At 65.0% G+C, this 16,028-nt stretch carries 16 protein-coding genes; 6 read left to right on the forward strand and 10 right to left on the reverse strand.

What is annotated here, in order from left to right; all coding sequences use genetic code 11:
- The first annotated feature begins 92 nt into the window (after positions 1-92).
- The 5 genes from PU724_RS16020 to PU724_RS16040 all read left to right on the forward strand — a co-directional run bounded on the left by PU724_RS16020 (position 93) and on the right by PU724_RS16040 (position 2,549).
- Positions 93-257, forward strand: a complete 165-nt coding sequence (locus PU724_RS16020; RefSeq protein ID WP_127287283.1) for a DUF1328 domain-containing protein — start codon at positions 93-95, stop codon at positions 255-257.
- Between the two features lie 169 nt (positions 258-426).
- Positions 427-1,461, forward strand: coding sequence for a sensor histidine kinase (locus tag PU724_RS16025; protein WP_127392026.1), 1,035 nt, complete (start codon positions 427-429; stop codon positions 1,459-1,461).
- A gap of 148 nt (positions 1,462-1,609) precedes the next feature.
- Positions 1,610-1,789: a hypothetical protein gene (locus tag PU724_RS16030; protein WP_127392027.1), complete on the forward strand. Its 180-nt coding sequence runs from the start codon at positions 1,610-1,612 to the stop codon at positions 1,787-1,789.
- A 106-nt stretch (positions 1,790-1,895) separates the two neighbouring features.
- Positions 1,896-2,225, forward strand: coding sequence for a hypothetical protein (locus PU724_RS16035; protein ID WP_127392028.1), 330 nt, complete (start codon positions 1,896-1,898; stop codon positions 2,223-2,225).
- A gap of 81 nt (positions 2,226-2,306) precedes the next feature.
- Positions 2,307-2,549 carry a YMGG-like glycine zipper-containing protein gene (locus PU724_RS16040; protein ID WP_127392029.1) on the forward strand — a complete coding sequence of 81 codons (243 nt, stop codon included), beginning with the start codon at positions 2,307-2,309 and terminating at the stop codon, positions 2,547-2,549.
- A 100-nt stretch (positions 2,550-2,649) separates the two neighbouring features.
- On the opposite strand, the gene PU724_RS16045 is transcribed toward PU724_RS16040, so the two are convergent.
- The 4 genes from PU724_RS16045 to xylF form a co-directional block, all read right to left on the reverse strand.
- Positions 2,650-4,272, reverse strand: a complete 1,623-nt coding sequence (locus PU724_RS16045; RefSeq protein ID WP_128346113.1) for a CHASE domain-containing protein — start codon at positions 4,270-4,272, stop codon at positions 2,650-2,652.
- A 228-nt stretch (positions 4,273-4,500) separates the two neighbouring features.
- The gene (locus PU724_RS16050) at positions 4,501-5,298 is read right to left on the reverse strand and encodes an ATP-binding cassette domain-containing protein (protein ID WP_127391062.1); all 798 of its coding nucleotides are present in this window, start codon (positions 5,296-5,298) and stop codon (positions 4,501-4,503) included.
- Between the two features lie 28 nt (positions 5,299-5,326).
- Positions 5,327-6,646, reverse strand: a complete 1,320-nt coding sequence (locus PU724_RS16055) for a sugar ABC transporter permease (RefSeq protein WP_127391063.1) — start codon at positions 6,644-6,646, stop codon at positions 5,327-5,329.
- Between the two features lie 160 nt (positions 6,647-6,806).
- A complete protein-coding gene (gene xylF / locus PU724_RS16060; RefSeq protein ID WP_127310418.1) occupies positions 6,807-7,847 on the reverse strand; it encodes a D-xylose ABC transporter substrate-binding protein in 1,041 nt (346 codons plus the stop codon).
- Between the two features lie 265 nt (positions 7,848-8,112).
- On the opposite strand from xylF, the gene PU724_RS16065 reads away from it, so the two are divergent.
- Entirely contained in the window at positions 8,113-9,357 is a 1,245-nt protein-coding gene (locus PU724_RS16065) for an ROK family protein (protein WP_354420080.1), read from the forward strand.
- A 3-nt stretch (positions 9,358-9,360) separates the two neighbouring features.
- Here the strand turns inward: PU724_RS16065 and phoB are convergent, their stop codons facing one another.
- From phoB to PU724_RS16095, 6 genes are all read right to left on the reverse strand, one after another.
- The gene (gene phoB, locus PU724_RS16070; protein ID WP_006203872.1) at positions 9,361-10,050 is read right to left on the reverse strand and encodes a phosphate regulon transcriptional regulator PhoB; all 690 of its coding nucleotides are present in this window, start codon (positions 10,048-10,050) and stop codon (positions 9,361-9,363) included.
- 19 nt (positions 10,051-10,069) lie between these two features.
- On the reverse strand, positions 10,070-10,780 hold the full coding sequence (gene phoU, locus PU724_RS16075) for a phosphate signaling complex protein PhoU (RefSeq protein WP_128276178.1): 711 nt from the start codon (positions 10,778-10,780) through the stop codon (positions 10,070-10,072).
- Between the two features lie 23 nt (positions 10,781-10,803).
- Positions 10,804-11,628, reverse strand: a complete 825-nt coding sequence (gene pstB, locus PU724_RS16080; protein ID WP_127282796.1) for a phosphate ABC transporter ATP-binding protein PstB — start codon at positions 11,626-11,628, stop codon at positions 10,804-10,806.
- Positions 11,629-11,643: 15 nt separating this feature from the next.
- The gene (gene pstA / locus PU724_RS16085) at positions 11,644-12,960 is read right to left on the reverse strand and encodes a phosphate ABC transporter permease PstA (protein ID WP_354420081.1); all 1,317 of its coding nucleotides are present in this window, start codon (positions 12,958-12,960) and stop codon (positions 11,644-11,646) included.
- Positions 12,957-14,417, reverse strand: a complete 1,461-nt coding sequence (pstC, locus tag PU724_RS16090; protein WP_320320181.1) for a phosphate ABC transporter permease subunit PstC — start codon at positions 14,415-14,417, stop codon at positions 12,957-12,959. The genes pstA and pstC overlap by 4 nt, the downstream gene beginning before the upstream one ends.
- 141 nt (positions 14,418-14,558) lie before the next feature.
- Positions 14,559-15,587, reverse strand: a complete 1,029-nt coding sequence (locus tag PU724_RS16095; protein ID WP_127282793.1) for a substrate-binding domain-containing protein — start codon at positions 15,585-15,587, stop codon at positions 14,559-14,561.
- Positions 15,588-16,028 lie beyond the last annotated feature (441 nt).

The raw sequence follows: 16,028 nt of genomic DNA on the forward strand, positions 1-16,028 counted from the left end.
CACCCCCCTTCCAGGGATCGTCTTTTTCGGCAAAGGGTGGAACAAACGCCAACCACCCACGTTTTTACCGCAGCATAGGAAGGAGACGGATCATGCTTTACTGGGCGCTCGTTTTTCTCGTCGTGGCGATCATCGCCGGTGCGCTTGGTTTCGGCGGCATCGCCGGCACCTCCGCCGGCATCGCGCAGATACTATTCTTCATCTTCCTCGCGTTCCTGATCATCTCGCTGGTCGCCGGACTGTTCAGACGGGCGTGACGGCGAGGCTCGACCGAACACTGGAAGCCGCACCCCTCAAACGGTTTCCAGCCACCGCCGGGCGGTATCCTCCAACGAGATGCCGCTCGGCGGACCGCATCTGGATCCTCATTTTCGGGAACCCATTTTGCAGTAAGCCGTTCAGCTTGAGCTCGGTGGCAAGCGATCGATGCGTTCCAAGGCCTCAAACATGAGCGACAGCAGACAGGGCGAAGAGGTCATCGCCCTGCATCCGGCCGAAAGCGGAATGCAGCTTGGCCGGGCGCTGCTTCACGCGCTGCACAATGCCGGCATTTCCGTTCTCTATCAGGACCGCGAGATGAAGACGGTCTGGGCGCGCAACATGCGCGCGCCGTGGGCCACCGACACGGCCGACAGCAACGGCATACTGCCGCCCGCCCAGGCCGAGCGCATCGGCGCCGCCAAACGCGGCGTCATCGCCTCCGGCAAGCCGGAGCGGCTCGAGCTTGGCGTGCCGGGCGAAGACGGCGTGCGCTGGTTCCAGGTCTGGATCGACGCCGACCACGGCGAGGGCGGCGAAGTGCAGGGCATCGTCACCACCATGGTCGAGACCACCGAGCAGAGGCGACGCGAGCAAACGCTGAAGACGCTGCTGCGCGAGGTCAGCCACCGCTCGAAGAACCTGCTCGCCATCATCCAGAGCATCGCCACCCAAACCGGCCGCTATTCCGGTGCATCGGGTGATTTTCTGCCGCGCTTTCGCGGCCGGCTGCAGTCGCTGGCCTCCTCGCAGGATCTGGTCACCTCCTCCAATTGGCGGGGCGCAGCCCTTCACGAGCTCGTCTCCGGCCAGGTTGGCCGCTACGCCGCCGACCCGGAGCGCAGCCTGCGCCTCGAGGGCGAGAACCCCTATCTCAATCCCAACGCCGCCCTGCATATCGGCCTGGCCATGCATGAGCTTGCCGTCAATTCAGTGAGCTATGGCGCCCTGTCGCGGCCGGACGGGCGCGTCGAGTTGACCGCGAGGCTGACGACCGACGCCGGCGGCGAGCCGGCCTTGTCGCTGACATGGTGCGAAGCCATCGGCGCCCGCGACGTCAGTAGCAGCGAGAAGCGTTTCGGCAGCGTCGCCCTGGAACGTGTCGTGCCGGCATCGCTCAACGGCACGGCGACGCTCGAAATCATCGGCGATCGCCTCGAATATCGCCTCGTCATCCCCAAGGGCAATTTTGCCACGGACTGACTTGCTCGGCGCCGCGCCACGGGCGCGCCGGCAAGACCCTTAACCGGCTGTTCACCATAAAGTCCGATGCTGTTCTTCCCAGATGGCGCTGCAACTTGCCAGGGCCTGAGGCCCTCGCCGGTTGCAGCGCGACAGGGAGGGTGGGTCCGTGACGGTTGCCGACATGAACAGGCTGGAGCAGGCCGCTCGCGTCTCGATGAGCGGGTTCCAGGATGCCGAAGCTCCGGCCTCGGCCTCATCCAGCGTCTCCCATCCCCTGCTTCGCCTGGCCGCTGCCGTCATCCTGCTCGCGGCCATCGCGCTGACGCTGGCGATGCAGTTCAGCTGACGTCCCGCCATCTGCTCGCTCCCGCCCGCCAATTATTCGAGGGCGACACCGCTGCCGCAGGAACTTTGCCGGTTTTGCTCCGTTCTTGTGCGAGAGGAATCTCGCCATGGAACATATTGCTGCCTTGCTGCTGGTCATCGGCTGCTCCAACTCCATGACCGAATGCCGTGAATTGTCGGTGCCTGTCAGCGTCTTCGAGACCGCGGAGCAATGCACCGCCGAACGGCCCTTCGCCTTGACCGACGTTCGGGGCCAGGCTCCCCACGTCGTTGCCAAATGCCTCGCCGTCGACCCGGCATTGGAGGACGACTACGACCAGATCGTCTGGAACGTGCGTCCGGACGGCACACTCGACGCGTCCCTGCAGGTCTCCGGCCTCGTCCTGGCCTCCAACGACAGTGCGCGGCCCGAAAAAACCTATCTTGGTCAACAATAAAATCGAGCGGGCAAAGGCCGTTGTTTCATGTTAAATGGCGGTTGTAGCCTCCTAAAGTGAGGACAAAGGAGAGGTGACTCTATGCGGAAGATGATTATTGCCATGGTTGCGGTTGTCGCGGTCAGCGGCTGCAGCACGACCGAGCGGGACGTTGGCGTTGGCGCCGGCGTCGGCGCCGTCGCCGGTGGCCTGATTGGCGGCACCAAGGGCGCGCTCATCGGTGCGGCCGTCGGCGCGGGCTCGGGTCTGCTGGTTCGCAACCTGCGCAATGGCTATTGCCAGTATCGCGACAATCGCGGCCGTCTCTACACGGCTCGCTGCTGATCGCTTCGGACCAGGCGCAATAGGAACGGAGGCCGGCTCGTCCGGTCTCCGTTTGTTTGTGCCGCCTGCACTTGAAGGTTCCTGGTGAGGGGAGCGCCTTTCAGGTCGCCAGCGGGATTCTGATCTCCACCTTCAGCCCCTCGGCGAGAAACTCGCGCTTGATCGTGCCACGCAATTCGCGCGTCACGTTGAGATCTATGAGCTTGGTGCCGAAGCCGGTCTTGGCCGGGGCTTCGAGCTGCTTCTGTCCGGCTTCACGCCAGTTGAGCACCAGCAGCCTGTCGCGGCCGCGCCCCTGCAGCGACCAGTCGACCTTGAGCGCCCCCACGGAATTGCCGGCCTCGCCATATTTCAACGCGTTCGTCGCCAGCTCATGGAAAGTCAGGCCGAGTGCCTGGGTCGTCGTCTCGTCGAGCAGCACCTCCGGTCCGGACAATATGCCAGCGGGAAGCTCCTTGCCGAACACCTGGCCGAGCTCGATGCGCAGCAGATCGCCGAGATCGGCCTTCTGCCAGCGCGAGCGGGTCAGCATGTCCTGCGACGCCGCCATCGCCTGCAGCCGCGCCGCGAAGGACGACGAGAACTCCTTCACGTCGGTGGCGTGCGAAGCCGTCTGGCGCGCGATCGCCAGCACCCTGGTGATCGAGTTCTTGATGCGATGCTTCATCTCCTGCAGCATCAGCTCCTTCTCGAGCAGGCTCTTTTCCGTCGTCTCGTGCAGCAGCGATACCGCGTCATAGGCACGCTCCTGATAGCGCGCCACCAGCGCTATGGCGCCGGCGAGCAACAGTCCGAACAGGCCGAGCATCACCGGAATGGCGCGCGAGGACGGCAGCGAGAAAGCGCTTGTCGGCCGAAACAGCACCGTCCAGGGACGACCGGCGACGACGAGCTTGCGGCTCACCAGCAGCCTCTCGCCGAGGGTCTCGGACGGCGGCGTCTCCGACCGGAACAGAAGATTGCCGGCGTCCACCTTGCCGTCATAGATCTCGGTGTTGACCGGCAGCAGCGGGGCGCGGCTGAGCGCAGTCTGGAACAGGTCCCGGGCGCGGAAGGCCGCATAGAGGAATCCCGCCGTCGACGACCGGCTGGCGTTGATGACCTCGGGCGCGGTTTCGACATTGAGCCGCACGAAGACCAGGAACCCAGGGAAGGTCTGGGTAGCGCCCGTCCCCTGGCCGAGCTGGATCAGGCCGCTTGCATGCTGCTGGTCGTCGGCCATCGCCTTTTCGATCGCCACCCGCCGCGCCGGCTCGGTGAACATGTCGTAGCCGATGCTGGCCTGGTTGGACGGAGCTATCGGTTCGAACATCACGATCGGCGTGCGCCAGGGTTGCGTCGTCGCGGGGTAGACCTGATGCGCGACGCCATGGTCGCGCAGGATATCGCGCTCGACCGCCGCCTCGTCGCCGGCCTTGGCCAGCCGCAGGAAGCCGATGCCGCGCAGCCCGGCGAAATTGTTGTCGACATCGAGCGCGTTGAAGAACGCCTTGAATTCATTGCGTGAAATGTCGCCGTTGCGGGCGTCGAACAGCGCCTGGGTCGAGCGCAGGAGCGAAAGGTGGAGATCGATGCGGCTCTCGATCCGGTTGAGCGCGTCGTCCGCGGTCGCGTCGAACTTGATCCGCGCCGCTTCCTGCGTGGCGAAATAGGCGAACCCCGCCATCGTCAGGCTGATCAGCGCGACGGCGATGAAGGCGAGGATCGGGAAGAACTTTTTCAACTGAGGAAGTGGCCCCTGAACGGTTGGGCACCTTTATGAGCAAGTCCCCGCGGCAACACAATGGCACGGCCAAATCATCATGACGCCTGGCACATCACGTATCGGACATTAGAGCAATTCCAGGAAAAGCGGGAACCGGTTTTCCGTCCGGAATTGAGTGAAAACAAAGAGATAGAGCGGTTCTGCGTTTCCGTGAAACGTTGAACCGCTCTGGCCGGCTTCCAATCCTCAGGCGGCGATCTTCAGCGCCCCCGGTCCGGGAATGGCGCCGGGCGGACATTTGCCAAGGATGATCATGCCGAGCACCTCGTCCTGGGTGACGTCGCTGGTGCGCGCGGTGCCGACCACCTGCCCGTTCTTCATCACGCAGACCCGGTCGGCAAGCTCGAACACGTCGTGGATGTCGTGGCTGATCAGGAAGATGCCGATGCCCTCGGCCTTGAGCTGCTTGACCAGCTCGCCGACCTGCGCCGTCTCCTGCGGCCCGAGCGCGGCCGTCGGCTCGTCCATGATCAGGATGCGGGCGTTGAACAGGATGGCGCGCGCGATCGCCACCGACTGCCGCTGGCCGCCGGAGAGCTTGATCACCGGCTCTTTGAAACGCTGGAAGCGCGGATTGAGCCGGCCCATCACCTTGCGCGCCTCGGCCTCCATGGCGACATCGTCGAGCGTGCCCCAGCCGGTCATCAGCTCGCGGCCGAGGAAGAGATTGGCGGCGGCGTCGACATTGTCGGCGAGCGCCAGCGTCTGGTAGATCGTCTCGATGCCGTATTTCTTGGCGTCGCGCGGATTGGAGATGTGCGCCTCCTCGCCGTTGACGAAGATCTGGCCGGCGTCGCGCTTGTAGGCGCCGGACAGGATCTTGATCAGCGTCGACTTGCCGGCGCCGTTGTGGCCGAGCAGCGCCACCACCTCGCCTGGAAAGAGATCGATCGAGGCATCGTCGACGGCGCGAATGCCGCCGAAGGCGATCGAGATGTTGCGCATGTCGATCAGCGGCGTGCCGGTGGGAGCTGTCTTTTCCATGGTCGCGTCTCCTCCCTGAAGTTCTTGCTCAGACTCGCTTGCGGTAGACGGTATCGAGCCAGACGGCGACGACCAGAACCGCGCCGACGACAATGCTCTGCAGCGGCGAGTCGATGCCGAGCAGCACCATGCCTGACTGCAGCGACTGCATCAGAAGCGCGCCGAGCATGGCCCCCAGCACGGTTCCCGAGCCGCCGGCGAGCGACGTGCCGCCGATGACGGCGGCGGCGATGACCAGGAGCTCGTCCAGCGTGCCCAGCGCGTTGGTCGCGGCGTTGAGGCGCGCCGACGAGATGGCGGCGCTGATCGAGGCCAGCACGCCCATGATCATGAACACCTTCATCGTCACCCAGCGCGTGTTGATGCCGGCGAGCGAGGCCGCCTCCGGATTGCCGCCGATGGCGAACACATAGCGGCCGAAGCGGGTTCGCCGGGTGATGAAGGTCATGACGATGCCGACCGCGACCGCCATCAGCACCGGTATGGCGATGCCGTGGGCGATGAACAGACCGCCTTCGGGAATGGTGATGCCGTTCTGCTGGGCGTACTGGCGCACGATGCCGACCGGCCACGGATAGGAATTGGCGACCGAGACCGCGCCGAGGATGGCGGCGCAGGCGACGACGCCGAGGAAGACTTCCGCCCATACCGGACGCAGCGGGAAATTGAACCGCTTGCGCTGCGAGCGGCCGTTGAGCAGCGCGAAGGCGACCGCCGCGCAGGCGACGACGCCAACGACCCAGCTCGCCGTGGCCCCGATCGAGCCGCGCGGTCCGCCACCCATCAACTGGAAGGTGGCGTCGAGCGGCGCGACCGTGCGGCCGCTGGTGATCATCCAGGCCATGCCGCGCCAGACCAGCAGGCCGCCCAGCGTGACGATGAAAGCCGGCACCTCCATATAGGCGATGATGAAGCCCTGGAAGGCGCCGATCGCCAGGCCAAGCACCACGCCGGCAGCGAGCGCGATGATCCACAGCCATGGATTTCCGAGCTCGAGACCGATGACCCGGATCAGGAATTCGGCCTGCGCCACGCCCATGATCATGCCGACCACGCCTTCGACGGAGCCGACGGAAAGATCGATATTGCGCATGACGATGACCAGCACCATCCCGGTCGCCATGATGGCTACCGAGGACGTCTGCACCGACAGGTTCCACAGGTTGCGCGGCGTCAGGAAAAGCCCGCCCGACAGGACGTGGATGCCGATCCAGATGACCAGCAGCGCGCCGACCATGCCGAGCATGCGCGTGTCGAGTTCGGTTGCCTTGAGGAAGCGGCCGGCGGCGCTGAGTTCGGCTGCGCGTGCCCGGTCCGCGGCGACCGTGCTTGAGGTCGTATCGGTCATGATTTCCTCCCACCGGTTTGCCGTCTGGCGCGGTTGCCGGAACATGATTCTATTGGCTTTCCCGGCTCACTTGAAGCCGGAAGCCCGTTGCGAAACGAAGCTTGATGGACGCCGCGGCTCATGGGCCGCGGCGCCTGGTCTTCAAACTGGAAGGCCTGCCTCAGTTGCAGGCGGCGACGGCGCCCGCGGCAACGCCGGCGCAGACTTCGTCCTTCTTGATCCAGCCCGCGTCGATGACGACGTTGAGGTTGTCCTTGGTGATCGCGACCGGCGTCAGGAACAGCGACTTGACGGTGTTGCCGCCCGGCGTGGTGAAGTCCTTGACGCCGGCAATGTCGGTCATCTTCTTGCCGTCGGCGAGAGCCGAGGCGATCTCGGCGGCGTTCTTGCCGAGTTCGCGCGCGTCCTTCCACACCGACACGGTCTGGGTGCCGAGCGCGATGCGGTTCAGCGCGGCGTGGTCGCCGTCCTGGCCCGACACCGGAACGGTCCCGGCGAGGCCCTGCGCCGTCAGCGCGGCGACGACACCGCCGGCGGTGCCGTCATTGGCCGCCACCACCGCATCGACCTTGTTGTCGTTGGCGGTCAGGAACTGCTCCATATTCTTCTGCGCGTTGGCGGGCAGCCAGCCGTCGGTATAGGCCTCGCCGACATTCTTGATCTTGCCGCCGTCGATGGCTTCCTTCAGCACTTCCATCGAGCCGGCGAACAGGAAATCGGCGTTCGGGTCGGCGCCCGAGCCCTTGATGAAGACATAATTGCCTTCCGGCTTGACCTTGAACACTTCGCGGGCCTGCATGCGGCCGACTTCCTTGTTGTCGAAGGTCAGGTAGAAGACGTCCTTGTTCTCGATCAGCCGGTCGTAGCCGACGACCGGAATGCCTTCGTCCAGCGCCTTCTGCACCGCCGGCCCGACGGCCGAAGCGTCCTGCGCCAGCACGATCAGGGCATTGGCGCCCTGCGAGATCAGGCTTTCGACGTCGGTCAGCTGCTTGCCGGGATTGGACTGCGCGTCGGCCGAAATATACTTGTCGCCGGCCGCCTCGATGGCCTTCTTCATCGCCGCTTCATCGGTCTTCCAGCGCTCTTCCTGGAAGTTCGACCAGGAAACGCCGATCACCTTGTCCTTCGCCTCGGCGACCGACGCGAGCGTCAACGACAAGGCGACACCCGCCAGCATGGCGGTTGCGAATTTCTTCATGATTTCCTCCCTGCGCCATTGCGGCGCGACCCAGACTGGCCCTGAGGCCGGCATAGAGGCTTTTTTTCGAGCCTCGAAAAAAATATGATCCAACGGCGGAGCGCTGTCAACAACGATTCTGAGCGATTCCGAGGCCTCGGCGAATTTTTTTCGAGCTCCGGAATAAATAAATGACAGGCTGGCCCGCTTCTGCCACTATTCATACGGTGTCGCCGACGGCCTTCGAAATCAAAAACGGCCGCGACGACCGGGAGGAAGGCAAAGCATGTCGGTTGGAATCCGCCACGACGATCTGCGCCGACGCAACCGGGCGATGGTTATTTCGGCCGTGCGCCGCGCCGGCCAGCCGTCGCGTACCGAGATCGCCGCCACCACCGGCCTCAGCCATTCGACCATCTCGGCGATCTCGTCCGACCTGATCCAGGAAGGCATCCTGACCGAGAGCAAGCCAAACGAGGCTGTTTCGCTGAAGCGCGGCCGGCCGCAGGTCGGGCTTGCCCTCAATCCGGAAGCCACGGCGGTGATGACGGTGGTCCTGTCGCTGAACTTCCTTTCCGTCGCCGTCATCGACTATGCCGGGCAGGTCATTGCCGAGGAGCAGCGCCGCCTCGACACGGCGATCATGCCGCGCGACGAGCTGATCGGCGAATGCGTGGCCATCGTCCGGCGCCGTTTCGAGGATCCCGACCTCGACGTCCGCGGCGTCGCCCGCATCGCCATGGGCATCCAGGGCATCACCGACACCCATGCCCGCGCCATGTTGTGGTCACCGATCACGCCGCAGACCGACATCGCCTTCGCCGACATTCTGGAAGCCGAATTCGGCGTTCCGGCCACCATGGAGAATGACTGCAACATGATGGCGGTGGCGCTGCAGTGGCGCGATCCCGAGCGGTACCGCGACGACTTCATTGCCATCCTGCTCTCGCACGGCATCGGCATGGGGCTGGTGCTGAAGGGAGAGCTGTTCACCGGCACCCATTCCTCCGGCGGCGAATTCGGCCACATGATCCACCGGCCGGGCGGCGCGCTCTGCCGCTGCGGCCGGCGCGGCTGCGTCGAGGCCTATGCCGGCAACTATGCGATCTGGCGCAATGCCAAGCAGATGGGCGAGGACGCCGAGCCGGTCGATGTCAGCGACGCCGACATGCGCTCGCTCGCCGCCAGGGCGCGCGCCGGCGACGGCCCGGAGCGCCAGGCCTACCGCAAGGCCGGCGAGGCGCTCGGCTACGGCCTCGGCAGCCTGTTCGCGCTGATCGATCCAGCTCCCGTCGCCATGGTCGGCGTCAGCGCCGCCGCCTTCGACCTGATCGAGCCGGCGCTGCGCGAGGCGATCGCCCAGACCGCCGGCGGCCAGCATTCGAAGTCGATCTCCTTCGACACCGAGCCGAACGAATTGCCGCTCATCCGCGAAGGCTGCGCCATGCGCGCACTGACCTTCGTCGACCAGGAGATTTTCGCGCCGGGCGTGCAGGTGAAAGGCGGCGCCACCGGGAAGAACGTGGCCTGAGCGTCAATCTTCCCTGATCGCGTATCCGGCCCCGCGGATGGTGCGGATGACGTCAGGCATGCGGCCATTGTTGACCGCCTTGCGCAGGCGGCCGACATGCACGTCGACCGTGCGCTCGTCGATGTAGATCGTCTCGCCCCAGACATTGTCGAGCAGCTGGCTGCGCGAGAACACGCGGCCGGGATGGCGCATCATGAATTCGAGCAGGCGGAACTCGGTCGGACCGAGCCGGATCTCGCTCTTCTTGCGATAGACACGATGCGATTCGCGGTCGAGCACGATGTCGCCGACCTTCAGCATGCTGGACAGGACTTCCGGCTTGGCGCGGCGCAGCAGCGCCTTGACGCGCGCCATGAACTCCGGCGTCGAGAACGGCTTGACCAGATAGTCGTCGGCGCCGGTGGAGAGGCCGCGCACCCGGTCGCTTTCCTCGCCGCGCGCCGTCAGCATGATGATCGGCAGCCGCTCGGTCTCCGGCCGCATCCTGAGACGCCGGCAGAGCTCGATACCGGAAACCGCCGGCACCATCCAGTCGAGCACCAGGAGGTCGGGCACGTTTTCCTGCAGCCGGATTTCGGCCTCGTCGCCGCGTGTCACCACCTCGACCTGGTAGCCTTCCGATTCAAGATTGTAGCGGAGCAGCACCCCCAGCGGCTCCTCGTCCTCCACCACCATGATGCGTGGCGCGATCATCGGCCCGTCACCCTTCTTCTCAGGCCGCCGGCGCCGACATCGCCGTCTCGTCCAGCTTCGGACGATTGGCGGGCAGTTGCTGGCCGGTCAGCACGTAGTAGGCGTTCTCGGCGATATTGGTGACATGGTCGCCGATGCGCTCCAGATTCTTGGCGCAGAACAACAGATGCGTGCAAGCGGTGATGTTGCGCGGATCTTCCATCATGTAGGTCAAAAGCTCGCGGAACACCGAGGTGTATTTGACGTCGATGCGCTCGTCGTCGTTGCGGAGCTTGGCAAGCGCCGCGGCATCCGCGGCGGCATATTCCTCGATGACCCCCTGCACCTGAATCAGCACCAGCTGCGCCATGCCGTCGATCGAATGCGAAAGGTCGCGCGGCGTGACGCTGAGACCGACGGTGCCGACGCGCTTGGCGATGTTCTTGGCGAGGTCGCCGATGCGTTCGAGGTCGCCCGCCATGCGGATCGAGCCGACCACGGCGCGCAGATCGTTGGCCATCGGCTGCCGCTTGGCGATCAGCGTGATGGCGCGGTCGTCGAGCTCGCGCTGGCGTGCGTCCATGATGGCGTCGTCGGACACCACACGCTGCGCCAGGGCGTTGTCTGAATTGAGCAGCGCGCGCGTCGAGCCGGCGACCATCGAGCGGGCGAGATCGCCCATGTCGGAGATCAGCTTGCTGATGGCGCCGAGATCCTCGTCGAAAGACGCAACCGTATGATGTTCACCCATGATCCTGTCCTCGTGCTTGGAAATCAGCCGAACCGGCCGGTGATGTAGTCCTGGGTGCGCTTGTCGTCGGGGTTGGTGAACATCTTGTCGGTGGCGCCCTCCTCGACCAGGTAGCCGAGGTGGAACATCGCCGTGCGCTGCGACACGCGCGCCGCCTGCTGCATCGAATGGGTGACGATGACGATCGTGTAGTTCTGGCGCAGCTCGTCGATCAGCTCCTCGACGCGGGCGGTTGCGATCGGGTCGAGCGCCGAACACGGCTCGTCCATCAGGATCACCTCCGGCGAGACGGCGATGGCGCGGGCGATGCACAGGCGCTGCTGCTGGCCGCCGGACAGGCCGGTGCCGGGCTCGTGCAGGCGGTCCTTCACCTCGTTCCAGATCGCCGCCTTCTTCAGGCTGGATTCGACGATCTGGTCCATGTCGGCCTTGCGCTTGGCCAGCCCATGGATGCGCGGGCCGTAGGCGACATTCTCGTAGATCGACTTCGGGAACGGGTTCGGCTTCTGGAACACCATGCCGACCCGGGCCCTGAGCTCGACGACGTCGATGCTCTTGTCGTAGATGTCCTCCTGGTCCAGCGTGATCTTGCCGGTCACCCGCGCCGAATCGATGGTGTCGTTCATGCGGTTGAGGCAGCGCAGGAAGGTCGACTTGCCGCAGCCCGAAGGACCGATCAGCGCCGTCACCTGGTTGAGGCGGACGTCGAGATTGACGTCGAACAGCGCCTGCTTCTCGCCATAGAACACGCCGACCTTGTCGCCGCGCATCTTGATCACTTCGTTCGACTTGGCGTTCATTTTGTCGCCCACTGCGTTTTCAAGAGACTGTTCGGTCATGATGTTCATACCAGATGCCTTCTTTTACCAGCGCCGTTCGAAGCGGCGCCTGAGCACGATCGCCGTGATGTTCATGGCCATGAGGAAGACGAGCAGGATGATGATCGCGCCCGACATGCGCTCGACGAAGGCGCGCTCTGCCTCGTTGGCCCACATGTAGATCTGCACCGGCAGCGCTGTCGCCGGATCGAATGGCGTCTTCGGATAGTCGGCAACGAAGGCGACCATGCCGATCAGGAGCAGCGGCGCGGTCTCGCCGAGCGCGCGCGCCAGGCCGATGATGGTGCCGGTGAGGATGCCGGGGGCGGCAAGCGGCAGGATGTGCTGGAACACCATCTGCATCTTGGAGGCGCCGAGACCGAGCGCCGCCGAGCGGATCGACGGCGGCACTGCGGCAAGCGCCGCGCGGGTGGCGATGATGATCGTCGGCAGCGTCATCAGCGTCAGCACCAGTCCGCCGACAAAGGCGGCCGAGCGCGGCATGCCGAGGAAGTTGATGAACACGGCGAGGCCGAGCAGGCCGAAGACGATCGACGGCACCGCCGCCAGATTGTTGATGTTGACTTCGATCAGGTCGGTGAAGCGGTTCTTCTTGGCGAATTCCTCCAGATAGATGGAGGCGGCGACGCCGATCGGCAGCGCCAGAAGCAGCACGATCACCATCATGTAGAAGGAGCCGATGATGGCCACGCCCATGCCCGACGTTTCCGGACGGCTGGAGGCGCCATAGGTGAACAGGCCCTTGTTGAAATGCTCGGCCATGGTGCCGTCGGCCTTGAGCTGGTTCATCCAGGCGATCTGCTGGTCAGAGACCTTGCGGCGCGCTTCCTCGACGTTGAGGTCGATCTGGCCCTTGAAGGCGGAATCGAGATTGGCCGCGGCGAGGATGTCGACGTTGCGCGTGGTGCCGATGACCGACGGATCGGCGACGACGATGTCGCGCACTTGCACGCGCGCGCCCTCCGACAGGAAGCCCTTCAGCTTCAGCGCCATCGGCTTGTTGGCGGGATCGATGCCGAGCTTGGCCATCAGCGCCTTGTCGGCCAGCTTGGGATAGTTCGCCTTGATCAGCACGTCCGGATCGGTGGCGCGCTTGTTGGAAGGATCGATGATCTTCTCGTCGAAATTGATCGGCAGCGTCACGGTCGTCTGCCAGAAGGCGGTGTAGCCCTTCGAGACGATGGTGATCAGCATGATGGCGAGGAAGGCGAGGCCGACCGAGATCGCCAGCACGCCATAGATGCGGAACCGGCGTTCGGCGGCGTAGCGGGCCTTGAGGCCGATGTCGCGGCGCGCGGGAGCCGCGGCCCGGACCATCGTATCCAGCGGGATATCGGTCATTCGTACTGCTCCCGGTATTTGCGCACGATGTAGAGGGCGACGATGTTCATCACCAGCGTCAGCGCGAACAGCGTGATGCCGAGCGCGAAGGCGACCAGCGTCTGCGGCGAATTGAATTCGAGGTCGCCGGTCAGCTGGTTGACGATCTTGACGGTAATGGTGGTCATCGCCTCGAACGGATTGGCGGTGAGATTGGCGGCGACGCCGGCGGCGAGCACCACGATCATGGTCTCGCCGATGGCGCGCGAGGCGGTCAGCAGGATGGCGCCGACGATACCGGGCAGCGCGGCCGGCAGGATCACCCGCTTGATCGTCTCCGAGCGCGTAGCGCCGAGGCCGAGCGAGCCGTCGCGCATGGCGCGCGGCACCGCGGTGATGATGTCGTCCGACAGGGAGGATACGACCGGGATCAGCATGACGCCCATGACCAGGCCGGCGGTGAAGATGCTCTGGCCCTGGATGAAGGGCGAACCGCCGGTCAGCGCCGCCGAGAGATCGCGCAGGAACGGCCCCAGCGTGACGACGGCGAAAATGCCGTAGACGATGGTCGGGATGCCGGCCAGCAGCTCGAGCGCGGGCTTCACCACCGAGCGCACCTTGGGCGAGGCGTATTCGGCCATGTAGACGGCCGACATCAAACCGACCGGCACCGCCACCAGCAGGGCGACGAAGGCGATGTAGAGCGTGCCGGACAGGAGCGGAATCAGGCCGAACTGGCCCTGGCTGCCGCCCGAGCCGGCCGCGGCGAAGCGCGGATCCCAGACGGTGCCGAAGAAGAAGCTCGCCGGCGAAACGCTGTCGAAGAACTGGATGGTCTGGAACAGCATCGAAAGCACGATGCCGACCGTGGTCAGGATGGCGATGGTCGAGGCCGCCAGCAGCCCCCACAGCATCAGCCGCTCGACATTGTTCCTGGCGCGCGCCCGCGGCGCGACTTGCCGGAGCGCGTAAAAGGCGCCGGCGATCGACAGCACGAGCGTGACGACGGCGCCGACCAGGCCGAGCCTGTCCTGCACCGCATTCGCCTCGACGGCGATCGGGATCATGTAGTCCTGGGTGTCCGTCGCCAGCGCCACGCCCTTGGCGGCGAGCAGCGGCTGCAATTCAGCGAAACTGGCGGGAAGCTGGGTGTTTGCATCGAGCTGGCGCAGCCCCCTGGCGAGGCTCTTCACCAAGCTGACATCGAGCGCCTCGCTGGCGACCGCGCTGTCGGCGGTGCGCTCGGGCAAGGCGGCGTGGATGTGGCGCTCGAGATAGACGGATGAACCGATGTTCCACACGGCAAGCAGCAGGAGGGCCGGCAGGACGGCGAGCAGGAAGGCCCACCAGCCGTGATAATGGGCGCGCGAATGCGGCTTCACCGAGCCATTGTCCTGCGCCACGGCCCGTTGGCGGCCAATGAAGAATGCGACCACGCCGATGGCGGCGACTATGGCAAGTACGAGCATGGACGACATGAACCCACCCCAGGGGAAATCCCTCGTTCGAGCATGATCTTGTCCGGTCCCATTTCGGGATCACGCTCCGGTCGCCACCGCCACTGCGGCGGGCGAAGAGGCCGGGGCGCAGGTAATCCCGCGCCCCGGCCCTAAGCTTGATTACATGGTCTTTCCGGCGGCGAAGGCGTCGCGCTGCGACTGACGCTCGGCGTCGGGAGCCGAAACCAGGCCGTATTCGGCAAGCGGGCTTTCCGGGCCGATCATCTGGTCGTCGAGGAAGAATTCGACATATTCCTTCAGGCCCGGAACGACGCCGAGATGCGCCTTCTTGACGTAGAAGAACAGCGGGCGCGAAACCGGATACTTGCCGCTGGCAATGGTCTCGGTCGAAGGCACGACGTCTTCAACGCTGGCGACCTTCAGCTTGTCGGCATTGTTCTCGTAGAAGGCGAGGCCGAACACGCCGACGCCGGTCTTGTTGGAGTCGATGCGGGCGAGCGTCTCGGTGTAGTCGCCGTCGATATCGACAGCCTTGCCGTCCTTGCGGATGGCGATGCAGGTCTTGCCGATTTCCTTGTCGTCGCTGATGCCGGTGGCCTTGATGGCAGCCTTGTCGCAGCCGGCGTCGAGAAGCTTGGTCTCAAACACTTCGCGCGTGCCGTGCTTCTCACCCGGGATGTAGGCGGCGATGTCCCAGTCGGGCAGCTTCGGGTTGACCTGGCTCCACTTGGTGTTCGGATTGTCGACCAGCTTGCCGTCGACAACGAGCTTGGCGGCCAGCGCCTTGTAGATGTCGGCGGGAACCAGCGCCCAGTCCGGGCCCTTGATGTCGGTGGCGAAGACGATGCCGTCATAACCGATGCGGACTTCCTGGATATCCTTCACGCCAGCGTCGGCGCAGGACTTGATCTCGTCCTTCTTGATCGGGCGCGAGGAGTTGGCGATGTCGATGGTGTCTTCGCCGACGCCCTTGCAGAATTCCTTGATGCCGGCGCCGCTGCCGCCGGACTCGACCACCGGGGTCTTGAACTTGGTGAAGGTCTCGCCGAACTGCTCGGCAACGATCTTGGCATAGGGAAGCACGGTCGACGACCCGGCAACCTGGATCTGGTCGCGCGCGGCGGCGAAGCCGGACGACGCGGCCAGCGCAAGCGCGGCGGCCGACGCCGTGAGGAGAAATTTGTTCATGTGGCCTGCTCCTGTTCGGAAGATGGTCTCTTCGAAAGATGGACTCTTGGCACCGCTGTCCATCGGCGCCCGGTGAGGCCAATAGCTTCCGATTATTACAGTCGCATGACAGTTTCGTGTCAGCCCGGTAACGCCTGACCGGCTCGCCGGAAACGGCTGGCAGCCAGCCCTCGGCGAGGCAACGGCGGTTTGCCGTTGGAATCAGGGACTTGCGCGATTCTGGAGGCCCGCCCTGCCCTCGGCGGCACGAGCCTCGGCCGCCGAGAAAAGAAAAGCCGGACGAGAGCGCGTTGCCCCTGGCCAGAGCGTATCATGGCCGAGCCATCGCCGAAAACAGGTCCGTTGGGGTAGAGTCGACGCTGTTTCTAGCCGGCGGTCGCTGCTCCCGCCCGTAACCGGGGGAGCGAATCCGATGCCGCCATTGTTTCGGCTCGATGCCCG

This window comes from Mesorhizobium abyssinicae, assembly GCF_049887195.1.
GTDB classification, from domain to species: Bacteria; Pseudomonadota; Alphaproteobacteria; order Rhizobiales; family Rhizobiaceae; genus Mesorhizobium; species Mesorhizobium abyssinicae.

What these genes read in the sequence shown, in the direction of transcription:
- PU724_RS16020 (WP_127287283.1), top strand. Translation starts at nt 93, where the DNA reads ATGCTTTACTGGGCGCTCGTTTTTCTCGTCGTGGCGATCATCGCCGGT.
- PU724_RS16025 (WP_127392026.1), top strand. Translation starts at nt 427, where the DNA reads ATGCGTTCCAAGGCCTCAAACATGAGCGACAGCAGACAGGGCGAAGAG.
- PU724_RS16035 (WP_127392028.1), top strand. Translation starts at nt 1,896, where the DNA reads ATGGAACATATTGCTGCCTTGCTGCTGGTCATCGGCTGCTCCAACTCC.
- PU724_RS16040 (WP_127392029.1), top strand. Translation starts at nt 2,307, where the DNA reads ATGCGGAAGATGATTATTGCCATGGTTGCGGTTGTCGCGGTCAGCGGC.
- PU724_RS16050 (WP_127391062.1), bottom strand. Translation starts at nt 5,298, where the DNA reads ATGGAAAAGACAGCTCCCACCGGCACGCCGCTGATCGACATGCGCAAC.
- PU724_RS16055 (WP_127391063.1), bottom strand. Translation starts at nt 6,646, where the DNA reads ATGACCGATACGACCTCAAGCACGGTCGCCGCGGACCGGGCACGCGCA.
- xylF (WP_127310418.1), bottom strand. Translation starts at nt 7,847, where the DNA reads ATGAAGAAATTCGCAACCGCCATGCTGGCGGGTGTCGCCTTGTCGTTG.
- PU724_RS16065 (WP_354420080.1), top strand. Translation starts at nt 8,113, where the DNA reads ATGTCGGTTGGAATCCGCCACGACGATCTGCGCCGACGCAACCGGGCG.
- phoB (WP_006203872.1), bottom strand. Translation starts at nt 10,050, where the DNA reads ATGATCGCGCCACGCATCATGGTGGTGGAGGACGAGGAGCCGCTGGGG.
- phoU (WP_128276178.1), bottom strand. Translation starts at nt 10,780, where the DNA reads ATGGGTGAACATCATACGGTTGCGTCTTTCGACGAGGATCTCGGCGCC.
- pstB (WP_127282796.1), bottom strand. Translation starts at nt 11,628, where the DNA reads ATGAACATCATGACCGAACAGTCTCTTGAAAACGCAGTGGGCGACAAA.
- pstA (WP_354420081.1), bottom strand. Translation starts at nt 12,960, where the DNA reads ATGACCGATATCCCGCTGGATACGATGGTCCGGGCCGCGGCTCCCGCG.
- pstC (WP_320320181.1), bottom strand. Translation starts at nt 14,417, where the DNA reads ATGTCGTCCATGCTCGTACTTGCCATAGTCGCCGCCATCGGCGTGGTC.
- PU724_RS16095 (WP_127282793.1), bottom strand. Translation starts at nt 15,587, where the DNA reads ATGAACAAATTTCTCCTCACGGCGTCGGCCGCCGCGCTTGCGCTGGCC.